Genomic DNA, 12772 nt, shown 5'->3' with positions numbered 1-12772 from the left:
TGAAAACCACTCTATGAAAGTTAGCTTTTATGTATTAACTGAGAATAAAGCCCAAGATTTCTTGGGCTTTATTTGTCAGCTGACCCAGACGGCGCTCAATAAAAGCAGCCAGTCGTTATTGATTCTTATCGAAAAAGACGATGAATTGCTGTCGACGCTTGATGAAGCCCTTTGGGCACAAGACGATACGAGCTTTGTACCGCATCAATGCCTTTTAGATTCTAATCCTGAAGGCGCTGATATTGATGGTGTTCATACTGATATTAATAATCAATTATTAGCACCAGTGTTGCTTGCCAGCTATATGCCAGCCGATTTTAAAGGGATCGTACTCAATACTACGATACGTCCCGTTAATGACTATATAAATGCTACCAGCAATACATTGCCAACTCGTATTTTAGAGCTTATCAAACCTGATACAGTCAGCACTGAGGCAGGACGCGCTAAATATAAGCATTACCAGCAACTCGGCTATGAGCTTACCCATTTCAAAGTTTAATCTTCTATTACAAAATCAAACGCCAGTCATGGCGTTTTTTTGTGCTTAAATGTCGACTTTTAAAATTCTTAGAGGCTTATAAGTACGTTATTACCTACTGCCTTATAAAATCTGTCAGTAGGCGCTTATCACAAAAAATGCTAACATCCTTCGGTCGTTAAGCTAACGATTGTTAAGCTAATATTTATTTCCAAATGGACTAAAGGGGTAAAAATGCATTCATTAATAGCGATGTACCAACGAATCGGATTGGTAACGCTGATTGTTATCGGTTTAGTACTAGGTACTTTGATAGGATGGCTTGCGCCAAGTGTGGGTATTGCCTTAGGGATTTTGGGGACCCTGTTCGTAGGTGCCCTAAAAGCCGTTGCCCCTATACTGGTATTTTTCTTAGTGATGGCTGCTATCTGTCAACATCGTAGCGGTAATAAGGTCTATGTAAAACCGGTGCTGTTTTTATATCTGATAGGCACTTTTATAGCCGCTTTGGTCGCTGTTGGTGCCAGCTTTTTATTCCCAACCGAATTGACGTTAGTGAATGCGACCATCGAGCAAGTACCGCCAGCAAACTTAAAAGAAGTATTGAATAATTTATTACTCAGTCTCGTCGCCAATCCAGTTGCTGCACTAGCCAATGCTAATTATATCGGTATATTAGCTTGGGCCGTTATCATCGGCATTGCGCTACGACAAGCTGGCGAGACGACTCGCAGCACTGTTAATGACATTGCAGATGCCATCTCAAAAGTAGTCAAATGGGTCATCGCGCTAGCACCTTTTGGTATTTTGGGATTAGTCGCCAATACCGTCGCTGATACTGGCTTTGCTGCGTTATTGGGCTATGCACGAATTTTGCTAGTATTGATAGGCTGTATGTTGTTTATTGCTTTGGTGACGAACCCTCTCCTCGTATACTTAAAAACAGGTAAAAACCCTTATCCACTGGTATTCACCTGCTTACGTGAATCTGGTATTACTGCGTTTTTTACCCGTAGCTCTGCTGCCAATATTCCTATCAATATGAACCTTGCCAGCAAATTAGGCTTACATGAAAATACTTATTCAGTCACCCTGCCATTAGGCGCCACTATTAATATGGCAGGTGCAGCGATTACTATTAATGTCTTAACACTTGCAGCCGCGAATACACTCGGTATTGAAGTGACCTTTGGCTCAGCATTACTGCTAAGTATAGTCGCTACAATCAGTGCTGGCGGTACCTCTGGCGTCGCTGGTGGCTCATTACTACTCATTCCTTTGGCGGCCAGTTTATTCAATATTCCTGATGATATTGCGCTACAAGTAGTGGCTATTGGCTTTATTATCAGTGTGCTGCAAGATTCCGCAGAGACCGCATTGAACTCATCAACAGACGTCTTATTTACTGCCGCTGCTGATCCAAAATATGCACGCTAATGTTGGATCTGTTAAAGACGACCATAACAAACCAATCATCTTAAATTGATAGGTATAAAAATAAAAAAGGGCTTAACTGCCCTTTTTTTGGTTATACTTTACCCATTTTTATTCTGTTTTACGAATCTTACCTTTATACGAGTATGAGACTAGTAAAGCAAAAAAACATAAAATGGCTTGATCTCTTTTATTATTCATTAGATTGTCGGGGTAAGGATGTATTCATTTTTTGCGATGTATAAGCGCATTGGTCTAGTACCACTTATTATTATCGGTTTGATAGCGGGAGTATTGATAGGTTGGTTGGCACCAGATATCGGTATTGCCTTAGGATTGTTGGGTACCTTATTTGTAGGAGCACTAAAAGCCGTTGCACCGATACTGGTATTTGTGTTGGTCATGGCGGCCATTAGCCAACATCGCAGCGGTAATGAGGTTTACGTCAAGCCTGTGCTTATCATGTATATGTTTGGCACTTTTTTAGCCGCACTAACTGCTGTTGGCGCGAGCTTTTTATTCCCGACAGAACTGGTATTGGTCAACGCCACAATTGAGCAAGTCCCACCAGCCAACCTTAAAGAAGTACTGACCAATCTACTACTAAACCTGGTTGCCAATCCTGTTAATGCCATCGCTGAAGCCAACTATATTGGTATTCTAGCGTGGGCAATTATCATCGGTTTCGCACTGCGCCAAGCCAGTGATACCACACGCGCTGTGGTCGGTGATTTTTCTGACGCCATCTCCCAAGTGGTGAAGTGGGTCATTGCCCTAGCACCTTTTGGTATCTTGGGTTTGGTCGCCAACACCGTCGCTGAGACAGGCTTTGCGGCTTTAGCAGGCTATGCGCGTATCTTGATGGTACTGGTCGGTTGTATGCTATTTATCGCTTTGATTGCTAATCCTATTATTGTACTGATCAAAACGGGCAAAAACCCTTATCCGCTAGTATTCAAATGCTTGCGTGAGTCAGGGATTACCGCATTCTTTACGCGTAGCTCGGCTGCTAACATTCCCGTCAATATGAACCTTGCCCGCAAACTGGGTCTACACGAAGATACTTATTCGGTAACGATTCCACTGGGTGCGACCATTAATATGGCCGGCGCGGCGATTACGATTAACGTCTTAACGCTTGCAGCCGCGCATACACTCGGTATTGAAGTGACCTTTGCCTCAGCACTGCTACTCAGTTTGGTTGCAACCATTAGTGCCTGCGGTGCCTCTGGTGTCGCTGGTGGTTCATTACTCTTAATTCCATTGGCAGCGAGCTTATTTAGCATTCCAAATGATATCGCTATGCAAGTGGTAGCGATTGGCTTTATTATTGGTGTGATACAGGATTCGGCAGAAACGGCGTTGAACTCCTCAACGGATGTACTGTTTACCGCAGCCGCTGATCCAAAATATGCGCGTTAAACGCTAAATATATTATTTGCAAAAAAAGGGTCTCATTTTAGAGACCCTTTTTTTGTGCTGATTTTTTATGTACTGAATAAAGGGGAAATAAATTATTTTAAATGATCGATTTCAATTTCAATCACTGGTGTCTGCATGTCTAATTGGCGTTTAAATTGGCGTAATTGTTCGAGCTCATCCAATAGCTCAAGTATCAAGCCAATCGCAGGAACACTGGCTTCAAAGTCGCGGCTAAGGCGCGAGGCACGGCGCACTGTCGTCAGCTGATAGCCAGTGAACTGCTCACGTTCCGGCACATCATATTCGATGATGTCCTCTTCAATCAATTCGATGACCCATTGGCGCTCTTGGCCACAGGCAGATACCAGCTCATCCAAGCTCATGATAATGTCGGTAAATTCAGGCGAGTGTTTCATAGCTATTATCCTCGTTTGCTCTTTATTTCATCGTTATCGTATGGTCTTCATCTCTATTACAGTGTTTCAATATGAGTAATTTTTGGTGGCCATTAACGACTAATATTGATATCGGCAAAGGCTTGTTTTAGTTGCTCATAAGCTTGGGTCGCAGCCTCAGTGCTGATATCAGGGTTCACGATGTTTAAGGTTAGATACAAATCACCCGCTTGCTTAGCAGGGATACCTTTACCTTTTAGACGTAAATTGCTACCAGACTTGCTGTTCTTAGGCACAGTCACAGCAAGCGTACCAGCTGGCGTACTGACGTTGATTTTTTCACCCAACGCCGCTTCCCATGGCGCTATATTGACGGTTTGGTAAACATCAGCACCTTCGATACGGATATTGTCTGCGTGACGGATTTTTACTTTTAAAAATAAATCGCCATTTTTTCCGCCACCAATACCAGCGGCACCTTGCCCTACTAGGCGAATTTGCTTGCCATCAGTGATGCCTTTAGGGATTTTAATTTTCAGCGTTTTGTTGTCATACTCGACATTGCCATTCGGTTGACGAATAGGGACATTCAACTTAATGCTGTAGTCGTCGCCATTATAAACGGACGCCAAATCAACCGTAATCTCTGCATGTTGATCTTGACCTTTACTATCTTGCGAGCCAAAACCACCACGCTGCGATTGTCCACCAGCTGAACCACGTGCACCACGACCAAATGCCGAAAAGATGTCATCGAAGCGGAAGCCACCATCGCCATAAGCTTCGCCTTCACCAAACTGATCTTTGATATCTTCCCAGCGATAGCCGCCTTGCCCGCCACTTGCAGATTGACCACCAAAACCACCACTTTGACCAGCAAAGGGATTGTCTAGCATGGCGTCATATTCGGCACGCTTTTCTTTATCTCTAATGGTTTCGTAAGCATTATTAATCTCAGCAATCTTATTGTCTGCATCTGGATCATCGCTCACATCAGGGTGATATTGACGGACAAGCTTACGGTATCTTTTTTTAATATCTGCAGCTGACGCGTCTTTTTTGACCCCTAAAATGTCATAGTAATTTTTCTCTGCCATGTTTTTGTCCTCAACATAAAAGCATGTTAATGATACTGGTATGCCCATTTTAAACGATATGGTACGGAAATTTATTCGACTGCGACATAACAGGTGGTAACGATAGTCTATCTAATAATGATAGTAATATAAAAATTCAATACCGTTATACAAATATTACCAGTAATAGTGCCGAACAACAGCAGTGTTTAAGTTGTTTGAAGCACTTAATACATTGTTATTCACTTGTGCCACGGTAATGATGTGTTTCACTATAATTCTGGCATTATTATTCTTTGAGAACCACAGAAGTCATATCAATTTAACACTCGCCCTAATGAAAAAATAGAGAGTCAAGCCAAAAATACTATTAACAATGTAAATCATTATTTAAAACAATTACATACAGAGCACTGGTGTTCACTAGCTAGCGTGCATAAATGAGCGTTTTGACCTTGGTAGTTCTTTTACAGAACCGTAAGAATATGACAAAGTATGTGTTGTAAAATGAATATATTATTTATACTCATAGGGAGTATGAATAACATAGGCAAGTGTATCTGTCTATTTTATAAATTGCTTAAAGGTATTAAATGTCTTATTTAATCAAGTCTTTGGTTATCACATTATCACTATTGCTGAGTACCACCGTTTTTGCTGGAAACACCAGTTATTACGGTAGTCAGTTCCACGGTAAGCGCACTGCTAGTGGTAGTATCTTCAACATGAACTCTTTGACCGCTGCGCATCGCACGTTGCCGTTTGGTACGAAGGTACAAGTGACCAACAAGAAGACAAAGCAGAGTGTAATCGTAAAAATTACCGATAGAGGCCCTTTCATTCGGGGTCGTATTTTGGATTTATCGAAAGCCGCTGCTGGTCAAATAAACTGTCAGTTATGTACGACCACGATGGAAATACTGTCTTATGGTGATGGTAAATACCGTAAGGAATAACGTAATAAAAAAGGGAGAGCCAGCGCTCTCCCTTTTTTGTGACTGTCTTTATCAAGTGAAAATAGCTTAAAAAACAATCAAAACCTACTATTTACTATAACGAACAGCTCTCTACTCAAAACCCGCTTCCATTTCTTCTAATGTCGTCATCAAAAGTAATAGTTTTTCTTCATTGTCACTGTGCTGCTGCTGCAATGCCGTTTGCTCATTGAGTAATACTAGCAAGTCAGACTTGCGACTTTCTTCGTATAGAGCCGTATCAGCCAACTTTTCTTCAAGCGTCACAAGCTGCTTATCAATTTTAGCCAATGTCTTTTCTGTCTCTTCTATCTCACGGCGAACAGGTGCGGTGAGTTTGCGTTGTTCAGCAGCCAATTTACGCTGCGCATCTTTACTAAGCGTAGGCGTCGTCGCTTTACTTTTTGATGAATTATCAGGTGCTTTATTGCTCACTTGATCATTATCTGTTTCACGTGAAACGAATTTCTTACTCTCTTTTTTGCTTTTTTTCTTACTGGTACTTTTATCTGATGAGTTCTCTTGCTTACGCTTTTCTGCCAGCCACTTACCGTAGTCGCTGATGTCACCATCGAACTCCTCGATTTGACCATCATGTACCAAAAACAGCTCATCACAGACGTTGGCAATCAACTCACGATCATGCGAAACCAGTACCACTGCCCCCTCAAATCCTTGCAAGGCAATAGTCAACGCTTGGCGCATTTGTAAATCTAAATGGTTGGTCGGCTCATCGAGTACCAGAACGTTCGGACGTTGCCAAACAATCAATGCCAGCGTCAAACGCGCACGCTCGCCCCCAGAGAATAGCTCACTCGGCGTATCGATACGTTCACCGCGGAAGTCAAAACTGCCTAAAAATGAGCGTAGCATCGCATCAGAGGTTTTACCGGCTAGACGACGCAACATCTCTATCGGCGTGGCCTTGGCATCCAATATATCCATTTGATGCTGGTTAAAGTAGCCTAGTTTCAGGGTATCCGAAACACGATACGTCCCTGTTAATACGCCAAGCTCACCGACTAAGGCTTTAATCAGTGTTGATTTACCTGCGCCATTCATACCCAGTAAGCCAAGACGCGTATCCGGCGTCACTTGCACATTGGCATTATATAGAAGTGGCGTATCGCTATAGCCAATATCCGCTTTGGTCAGCTCAATCAGTGGTGAGCTCATATTTGCTGGCTCATAGAAGCGGAAAGAGAACGGGTTGTCCGCCATCATCGGTGACAGCTCAGCCATGCGCTCAAGCTGCTTGATACGGCTTTGTGCTTGCTTAGCCTTACTGGCTTTGGCACGGAAACGACGAATAAAGTCATCCAAGTGTGCTTTGGTCGCTTCTTGCTTCTCAAACGCTTGCTGCTGCTGTGCCATACGCTCATGACGGGTGCGAATAAACTGCTGATAATTACCAGTATAAAGGGTGATTTTTTGTTGCTCAACGTGCAGAATATGACCGACCGTGGCATCTAAAAAGGCTTGGTCATGCGAGATGACGATGACCAGACCAGTATAGGCATTGATCCAAGTCTCTAACCAAAGAATAGCATCCAAATCCAAATGGTTGGTCGGCTCATCGAGTAACATTAAGTCTGCACGGCTCATCAAGGTTTTGGCAAGGTTTAGACGCATGCGCCAACCACCCGAAAACCCTTCTACGGGCAATTCATGCTGGCTGGTATTAAAACCAAGACCTGCCATAATTTGTGCCGCTTTAGTCGGCGTACGATAGCCATCAATTTCATCAAACTGCTGATGCAATATCCCGATCTGCTCATCACTGACGCTACTCAAATCATTCAAAGAAGCATTAATCTCATACCACTGCTCATCACCGCTCAATACATAATCGATTGCAGACTGCGTCGTAGCGCCGACTTCCTGAGCCATGTGTGCCACATGCCAGCTATCAGGAATACTGACTTCACCTCTATCAAGCGTGACCTCGGTATCTCCTCTGCCCATTCGCGTCAACAATAAGGCAAATAAGGTGGATTTGCCGGTGCCGTTGTTGCCCGTCAAGCCAACTTTGTGGCCCGGATGTAGCTGGAAGCTTGCCCCTGCAAACAACTCACGACCATCACGGCGAACACCAACGTCTTTAAATTCGATCATATAATCTCTTCAACTCAACAGTAATATAAAATATAAGGCAATAAAAAACACACATCTGGCATGTTAACTGGCGGCTATTATTTCAAACGCTTGCCCCATAGGCAAACGATTAAATAACTATTTCAAAACCAAGTGTTTATTCGCACAAAAAGTCTTTCTCTTAGCATGAGTTTATGGGGATAATAACCACTAGTATCAATCAGCCACCTTCAGCCAGTAGCGTCACTCTTGACAAACGAATCAATACCCCCATTATGATATACTGCGATGAGATAAGTGCCCGTTATCAACCAAATCGTTGTAATGACACAGATATCATATTTATAATGCGCCATTAGTCGTACCAATAGCAGCGCCATAATAACAGCACCCAATTGAATCAAACGCCGTGCGTATCTTTATTTGCAACTATTTCATTGCAAACCCTAACTGGACGACCGCATTTGATCCTAGCAACTGAGGTAGATATGAACGAATCAGCCAACCAATTTAATCCAAACGCCAGCCAGCCAGTAGACCCAACTGTTTTAAGCTTAACCGATAGCGCTGCACAAAAGGTGCGACGTCTACGTGAAGAAGAAGGCGACAGCGATCTGATGTTACGTGTCTATGTGACGGGCGGCGGCTGCTCAGGTTTTTCTTACGGCTTTAACTTCGCCAATGAGCTGAATGAAGACGATGCCAATTTTGATAATGACGATGTGACCTTGGTTGTCGATTCACTAAGCTATCAGTATTTGCAAGGCTCTACCGTTGACTATACTGAGGGATTAGAGGGCGCACGCTTTATCGTCACCAATCCAAATGCCACCACCACGTGTGGCTGTGGCTCATCCTTCTCTATTTAAGTTGGCAAGACGCATGACTTTTGATCAAGATATCTTCCTCGTTAGTCAACGCTATCATAAACAGCTTAACGTCGTACTTTTGAAGCATCTATCTCGTAGGTAGATGCTTCTTGTTTTATGCGTTTTTTAGAAAACAGTAACGCGCTGTTCATAAAATTTTTTATTGAAATACCTATTAAAATCAAGATGAATGAGCGCCTGTAAAGCTTATCGTATTTGTAATTGTCCGTGGTTTTCAGGGCAGCTTTGAGCTAAACTGACGGCATTCTTAATCCAATATTTACCTTCATTATGGTCAAACGCCAGTCGTGTTTTGAGCCGCCATAATAAATAACAATAGATGACTATTATGAGTAATTTTGCGAGTAGCTTTGTGAATTTTGACATTCCTAATTGGTTTGATAGCAAGCATTTAACAGGCATGCTCCGCGGTATCGAAAAAGAAGGTCTGCGCGTAAGACCCGATGGCTACTTGGCTCAGACACCGCATCCAACCAAACTTGGCTCAAAGCTCACCCATCCGTTCATCACAACTGATTATTCAGAAAGCCTACTTGAGCTAATTACTGACCCTAAAACCTCACCAAAAGAGACGCTAAACATGCTGCGTCAGTTGCATGTACTGGTCTATCAAGCCATGCCTGAAGGTGAGCTGATGTGGCCGCTGTCTATGCCTTGTATGCTGTCATCGAATGACGAAGACATCCCACTGGCTGATTATGGCAGCTCTAATACGGGTAAGCTCAAGACGCTATACCGTAGTGGACTTGGTATCCGCTATGGTCGGCGCATGCAAACGATTGCAGGTTTGCATTATAACTTGTCTTTTGGCGACGGGTTATTTGAAGTCTGGCAAGCTGAAATACCTGCTGCACAAGCGCAAACGCTGACAGAATTTAAAAACGAAAAGTACTTAGGACTTATCCGTAACTTTAAGCGGCTGACCAGTTTGGTACTGTATTTACTGGGTGCTAGCCCTAGCGTTTGTCCTTGTTTCTTAGCTGGTCGTGAGCATGATTTAGAGCTGCTGAACGACTCAACCTATTATAAGCCTGCTGCCACCAGCCTACGTATGGGCAAGCTTGGTTATACCAATAGTGTACAAGAACAGCTCGATATTCGTTATAACTATCTGCCAGAGTATGTCGATGGACTGCGCCGCGCGATTCAGACTCCGCACGAAAGCTTTGCCAAGCTTGGCTTGGATGATGCCGATGGCAACCCTATCCAAATCAACAATCATATTTTACAAATAGAAAATGAATACTATAGCCCTATTCGTCCCAAACAAATCGCGATGAGCGGCGAGACACCGACCGAAGCATTAGAGCGCCGTGGTATCGCTTATGTCGAGTTCCGTGCAATCGATCTAGATCCTTATAGCGATGTCGGTATTCGTCTATCTAGCGCCTGTTTCTTAGAGGTCATGGCGCTGTACTGTCTGCTGAGCGACTCACCTGATCTATTACCTGAGGAAGAAGAGACCTTAGCCATCAATCTTGAGCGCGTGGTAAACGAAGGTCGCCGCGAAGGCTTACACATTATAAACAACGGCGAAGAGCAACTGCTTGAGAGCTGGATGCTGGTGCATTTAGAACGCATGCAACCACTTGCCGCGCTACTTGATGCGCATTATGGCGGCAACGATTACCGTGCAGCAATCGCGTTAATGCAAGGCAAAGCAGGACATTCTGAATCGACTATTTCAGCACAAGTAAACTCTGATAGTCAGCGTTTAGGCAGCTTATGGCAGCTTGGCTTTACCTTGGCGCAGCAGCATCGTGAGTCTTTATTACAGCAAACGCTTAGCCCAAACACCCAAGCCAAATATGAAGTGTTGGCAGAAAAATCGATATTACAGCAAGCTGAGATTGAAAAAGCCGAAACTGAAGATTTTATGGAATTTTTACAGCAATATCGCTAAGCTTTGATTGCTGAGCTTTTATTGCTGAGTTTTGAATACTAAATTCTGACCGCCACTTAACGTGTATAGATGACTACTTTATAAGAGTAACTGCCCGATGCTAAAGCTGACCACTTACCGCAATTTGCAAATATTTTTGGTGATAATAGCCGTAATAGGTATGAGTTTTGCGCTGTTTTTTTTACAGCGCTATATGGGGTTTTCGCCTTGCCCACTGTGTATTTTTCAGCGTATTGGCCTCATAATCATGGGCAGTTTTGCTTTGATAGCGACATTATTCAACCCTAAATCTAAGGCAGTTAGACTGGTATTGTGGCTTGGTAGCTTAGCAGGTATCGGTTGGGCGACCGCCGTGGCTGGACGTCATGTTTGGCTACAGCATCTACCTGCCGACCAAGTACCTTCTTGTGGTCCAGGGCTGGATTATTGGTTAGATACGCTACCGATTTTGCAAGTATTTAAAGAAGTTTTTGCAGGTTCTGGCGAATGTGCCTCTGTTGAGTGGACATTTATGGGTCTAAGTATTCCTGAACAATCTTTGATTCTATTTAGTCTGCTATTGGTGGTACACGGGTTGATATTATGGCGCATTTTACGACCTGTTGCCCCTAACCGTCTTGCTTGATAGCGAATTAGCCCCTACGTTGCTTTTTGCTATACCCTTTGTTTTTGCTAGATCCATTTTTCCAAACGAACAGGCGTGTTTATTACTAAACGTCTGTTCTTTAATGAGCCACTATCAAATATCTCCGATAATTTTGGTTCGTCATATCTATCAATGTTAAACCATTATTCTTAGCTCATGGCTAAACCTATCATAACAAAAAGGCCACAGAGATATCTTTAACCTTTGATATCTTGACACAGTTTATTTGCTTTTTGATGGGTAAAATAGCGTTTTAAATATCCATCACTGTTGACTGATTGGCGATAGGCTATCGATAGCTTCTTCTCGCCGCCTAGCCTCAGATGGCACTCGTAGTCTTCTACTCTAATTTAAACATTTATACTTCCTATTATCTTTCCTTTTTGACAATGTATTGAGTTGTCGATAGTGTCGATAATCATTTGGAATGACTATTAAAAAACTGTTTTTTGGTGTGACCATGATATATTTTTTGCCTACTTGTTCTAACACGCTAACTATCCTCAAACGCGGTGGTCGTTGTTTGCTAGCGCTGCCCCTCTGTGTGCTGCTCATCGGCTGTGATAGTACTTCGTCTAGCGGCGATAAAGGTATGACGACTAAGGTCGCCCCTATCGATCATGTAGAAGAGAACAGCGCACAAGCTAGCGCAGAGAACTTGCCAGAAACCAATCTATTAAATGCGGGTAGTGAGCTAGATAAAGTGTCAGAAGGACAATCGCTGATCGCGGCTGCCCAATCGAGTAACGGTGCATATCCCCATCAATCGCTGACACGCTCAGAGCCGGGTAATGGCACGTTACAAGCCACGTTAATGGGCGATTATGGTGGCATGGTACCCTGTAAATCTTGTGATAGCACTGATATTACATTGAATTTGTTTGCTGATGGTTCAGTGCTAAAAACCAGTATAGATAACAATCCCGAAATGCCGAATGCACCCCTGTTTGAGCCTGGTGTTTATCGTCAAGACAATGATATGATTACGATTGTCTATGAAGACAAAAACATTGAAGCGTATCATATTCAAGACAATCATCTTGTCTTAATGGATGAACATAAAAAACCTAACAATGACTATACCCTGTCGCGCAAATAATAAAATAGCGGCATAAACATTTAGAGGCTCTAAATTTTAGGTGCTCTGAATATAGTTAGGTGCTCTGAATATAGTGATGCTCAATGAGCCAAACCATCCTCTTAATAACGCCTACTTGTTGGGCGTTTTTTATTGGTCATCATGCGGTGTTTACTTTACAATAAGTGCTCGTTTTCGACGCTGCTACTTGGCGATCCTATGCTGTTTTTGTGACAGAATATAGGGTCGAAGCAATATAAAGTAGAGGTAAGGCAAGCGGGCGTCAATAGTACGTTTGGTACATGAAGCACGGTTAACACCGTCACCATTTATAATATTTTAATTATAGCCAAGACTGATGATCATTAGGTTGAGCGTA

General features: G+C 43.0%; 11 protein-coding genes. 8 read left to right on the top strand and 3 right to left on the bottom strand.

The genetic code is table 11. The annotated features are described in order from the left end of the window. Window positions 1–13 precede the first annotated feature (13 nt). From JMW85_RS00900 to sstT (JMW85_RS00890), 3 genes are all read left to right on the top strand, one after another. Window positions 14–502 carry a DNA polymerase III subunit chi gene (locus JMW85_RS00900; RefSeq protein ID WP_201580660.1) on the top strand — a complete coding sequence of 163 codons (489 nt, stop codon included), beginning with the start codon at window positions 14–16 and terminating at the stop codon, window positions 500–502. Window positions 503–715: 213 nt separating this feature from the next. Continuing rightward, window positions 716–1918, top strand: a complete 1203-nt coding sequence (gene sstT / locus JMW85_RS00895; protein ID WP_201560405.1) for a serine/threonine transporter SstT — start codon at window positions 716–718, stop codon at window positions 1916–1918. Window positions 1919–2134: 216 nt separating this feature from the next. Then, window positions 2135–3337, top strand: a complete 1203-nt coding sequence (sstT, locus tag JMW85_RS00890) for a serine/threonine transporter SstT (RefSeq protein ID WP_060490156.1) — start codon at window positions 2135–2137, stop codon at window positions 3335–3337. 92 nt (window positions 3338–3429) lie between these two features. Here sstT (JMW85_RS00890) and JMW85_RS00885 read toward each other — a convergent pair whose 3' ends face one another. After that, complete coding sequence (locus tag JMW85_RS00885) at window positions 3430–3753, bottom strand: chaperone modulator CbpM (protein WP_045442974.1); 324 nt, start codon at window positions 3751–3753, stop codon at window positions 3430–3432. A gap of 92 nt (window positions 3754–3845) precedes the next feature. Further along, window positions 3846–4829 carry a DnaJ C-terminal domain-containing protein gene (locus JMW85_RS00880; protein WP_201580659.1) on the bottom strand — a complete coding sequence of 328 codons (984 nt, stop codon included), beginning with the start codon at window positions 4827–4829 and terminating at the stop codon, window positions 3846–3848. Between the two features lie 572 nt (window positions 4830–5401). On the opposite strand from JMW85_RS00880, the gene JMW85_RS00875 reads away from it, so the two are divergent. Further along, a complete protein-coding gene (locus JMW85_RS00875; RefSeq protein ID WP_045442968.1) occupies window positions 5402–5764 on the top strand; it encodes a septal ring lytic transglycosylase RlpA family protein in 363 nt (120 codons plus the stop codon). A gap of 111 nt (window positions 5765–5875) precedes the next feature. On the opposite strand, the gene JMW85_RS00870 is transcribed toward JMW85_RS00875, so the two are convergent. After that, a complete protein-coding gene (locus JMW85_RS00870) occupies window positions 5876–7897 on the bottom strand; it encodes an ABC-F family ATP-binding cassette domain-containing protein (protein WP_201580658.1) in 2022 nt (673 codons plus the stop codon). A 467-nt stretch (window positions 7898–8364) separates the two neighbouring features. Between JMW85_RS00870 and erpA the strand changes: the two genes are divergently transcribed. From erpA to JMW85_RS00850, 4 genes are all read left to right on the top strand, one after another. Then, a complete protein-coding gene (erpA, locus tag JMW85_RS00865) occupies window positions 8365–8745 on the top strand; it encodes an iron-sulfur cluster insertion protein ErpA (RefSeq protein ID WP_201580657.1) in 381 nt (126 codons plus the stop codon). Window positions 8746–9094: 349 nt separating this feature from the next. Then, window positions 9095–10669: a glutamate--cysteine ligase gene (gene gshA / locus JMW85_RS00860; RefSeq protein ID WP_201580656.1), complete on the top strand. Its 1575-nt coding sequence runs from the start codon at window positions 9095–9097 to the stop codon at window positions 10667–10669. Between the two features lie 97 nt (window positions 10670–10766). Beyond that, entirely contained in the window at window positions 10767–11294 is a 528-nt protein-coding gene (locus tag JMW85_RS00855; RefSeq protein WP_201539363.1) for a disulfide bond formation protein B, read from the top strand. A gap of 481 nt (window positions 11295–11775) precedes the next feature. After that, window positions 11776–12414, top strand: coding sequence for a copper resistance protein NlpE N-terminal domain-containing protein (locus tag JMW85_RS00850; protein ID WP_201580655.1), 639 nt, complete (start codon window positions 11776–11778; stop codon window positions 12412–12414). The last annotated feature ends 358 nt before the right edge of the window (window positions 12415–12772 follow it).

This window comes from Psychrobacter glacincola (genome assembly GCF_904846075.1).
Taxonomy (GTDB): Bacteria; Pseudomonadota; Gammaproteobacteria; order Pseudomonadales; family Moraxellaceae; genus Psychrobacter; species Psychrobacter glacincola_C.
Note: the sequence above shows the minus strand (reverse complement) of the source record. Positions and strands in the feature narration are given on the sequence as shown.

Excerpts from the sequence above, each read along its gene's own strand:
- JMW85_RS00900 (WP_201580660.1), top strand. The coding sequence starts at position 14 with ATGAAAGTTAGCTTTTATGTATTAACTGAGAATAAAGCCCAAGATTTC.
- sstT (WP_201560405.1), top strand. The coding sequence starts at position 716 with ATGCATTCATTAATAGCGATGTACCAACGAATCGGATTGGTAACGCTG.
- sstT (WP_060490156.1), top strand. The coding sequence starts at position 2,135 with ATGTATTCATTTTTTGCGATGTATAAGCGCATTGGTCTAGTACCACTT.
- JMW85_RS00885 (WP_045442974.1), bottom strand. The coding sequence starts at position 3,753 with ATGAAACACTCGCCTGAATTTACCGACATTATCATGAGCTTGGATGAG.
- JMW85_RS00880 (WP_201580659.1), bottom strand. The coding sequence starts at position 4,829 with ATGGCAGAGAAAAATTACTATGACATTTTAGGGGTCAAAAAAGACGCG.
- JMW85_RS00875 (WP_045442968.1), top strand. The coding sequence starts at position 5,402 with ATGTCTTATTTAATCAAGTCTTTGGTTATCACATTATCACTATTGCTG.
- JMW85_RS00870 (WP_201580658.1), bottom strand. The coding sequence starts at position 7,897 with ATGATCGAATTTAAAGACGTTGGTGTTCGCCGTGATGGTCGTGAGTTG.
- erpA (WP_201580657.1), top strand. The coding sequence starts at position 8,365 with ATGAACGAATCAGCCAACCAATTTAATCCAAACGCCAGCCAGCCAGTA.
- gshA (WP_201580656.1), top strand. The coding sequence starts at position 9,095 with ATGAGTAATTTTGCGAGTAGCTTTGTGAATTTTGACATTCCTAATTGG.
- JMW85_RS00855 (WP_201539363.1), top strand. The coding sequence starts at position 10,767 with ATGCTAAAGCTGACCACTTACCGCAATTTGCAAATATTTTTGGTGATA.
- JMW85_RS00850 (WP_201580655.1), top strand. The coding sequence starts at position 11,776 with ATGATATATTTTTTGCCTACTTGTTCTAACACGCTAACTATCCTCAAA.